This is a genomic window from Vibrio sp. 10N.222.46.A1 (genome assembly GCF_041473595.1).
Taxonomy (GTDB): domain Bacteria; phylum Pseudomonadota; class Gammaproteobacteria; order Enterobacterales; family Vibrionaceae; genus Vibrio; species Vibrio tasmaniensis_A.
Genome location: NZ_JBFRSN010001402.1, coordinates 1 through 949, shown reverse-complemented (window position 1 = coordinate 949; position 949 = coordinate 1). Strand labels below are relative to the sequence as shown.

Sequence of the window (949 nt, the reverse complement as noted above, 5' to 3'; positions counted from 1 at the left end):
CCAAGTTCGTGATGCCGCGTTTTCACTCAAAGATCATACTCCAATGCGTCTTGTAAACAGCGACAATGATGTGCTCGAAGATACCAGTTTAGTTGGCAATGCTAGCTTCTCGGATGACCAAGATTACACATCGCCTCAAGCACCAGACTCAGGACGTATCCTGACGGAGTTTGGTTTAGCGGTCGATATTGTGAATCAGAGTGACAACAACGAATACGGTGTGGTTCGCTTATCTAAAGTAAGCCAACACAACGTCGCTCCTACTGCGAACTTCGAGCTTAATGTGACTGGCCTGAACGTTTCAGCACGTAACTTTAGCTCAGACCAAGACGGTGAGATCACCAGTTATCTATGGGACTTGGGCAACGGAACAACAAGTAACGAAGTGACACCAACTTGGTCTTACGAGCAAGCAGGTGAATACACGGTGAACTTGACTGTTGTCGACGACAAAGGCAATACCGATTCGTTCAGCTCCGTAGTGAGTGTTGAATCTCCAAACGCTCTTCCAGAAGCAAGCGCGAAGTACATTCACTTGGGTCGCTGGGTAACCATGTGGTCAACAAGTTCAGACAGTGATGGTCGTATTGTTGATACCGAGTGGACACTTCCAAACGGAAAGGTGAAACGAGGTCGCACATTCACTTCAATCTTCCCTTCATACGGAAAACACGAGGTGACACTGAAGATAATCGATGACCAAGGCGGGATTACGACTAAGACAATTTTGGTCGACCTGTAAATCATTGCAGGCTCTGTCATGCGTATTTACAAAGTAAGCTTAAGTACTGTTGTCACAGGATATAAGCCAAGACAGCAGTTTTAAGAAAACGTCATTATTTAAGCCGTAAGCAAAAGCCCTACCGATTCGGTAGGGCTTTTTATTGGTCGCAATTTAAGATACTAGGGGTTTAGTCACAGTAAAAAACTTGCTGAACCACCATTCGAT

At 45.3% G+C, this 949-nt stretch carries 1 protein-coding gene; it reads left to right on the top strand.

Annotation, left to right across the window (positions count from 1 at the left end; translation table 11 throughout):
• The coding region (locus tag AB4496_RS26925) for a PKD domain-containing protein (RefSeq protein WP_372132973.1) at positions 1-742 on the top strand (742 nt) is incomplete at its 5' end.
• Positions 743-949: the final 207 nt, after the last annotated feature.